At 45.6% G+C, this 806-nt stretch carries 1 protein-coding gene; it reads left to right on the forward strand.

The annotated features are described in order from the left end of the window. The coding region (locus A3761_RS08295; protein ID WP_304439602.1) for a D-arabinono-1,4-lactone oxidase at positions 1-806 on the forward strand (806 nt) is incomplete at both ends.

The raw sequence follows: 806 nt of genomic DNA on the forward strand, positions 1-806 counted from the left end.
CCCTTGCTGGCGCCATCAGCACCGCAACGCATGGCACAGGCATGTCATTAGGAAGCCTATCGAGCTATGTCATAGGCCTTGAAATGGTTAGCCCACAAGGTGATCTTGTTCAATGTTCTAATGAGCACAATCCCGAGCTATTTAGGGCAGCTCAGGTTGGCCTGGGAAGCCTCGGTNTCATCACCTCAATCACGATGCAAAACCAGGCGCCATTTAACCTTATACGCGAAGCACAATGGATGAGTTTTGAAGACGTCACTGAGCAAGCCCATAAACTTGCCAAGGACAACCGGAACTTTGAATTCTTCTATTTCCCCTTCACCGGCATGGCGCTCACTGACACCTTAAATATCACCAATGAGCCCCCCTCATCGTCAGAGGAAATTGATGGTAACAGCGGCATTATGGACCTTAAAGCCGCCAGAGACTACTTGGGCTGGTCGAGTCAACTGCGCGAGTTGATTATCGGCACCTATATGAAGACCCTTGAAACACATACAAATATTGACCATTCCTACGCTATTTACGCCAATGATAGAAACGTCCGCTTTAATGAAATGGAATATCATCTTCCCGTAGAAGAAGGAATCAAAGCCTTAGGTGAAGTAAGAGACACCATTGAAAAACACTTTAGTGAAGCATTCTTTCCTATTGAGTGTCGCTTCATTAAAGGTGAAGAAGCCTGGTTAAGCCCCTTTTATCAACGTGACTCCATATCCATCGCAGTGCATCGTTATTTTGAAGAAGATTACCAACCGATGTTTAAAGCAATTGAGCCAATTTTTCGAAAGTATGGAGGACGACCT

This window comes from Oleiphilus sp. HI0123 (assembly GCF_001635315.1).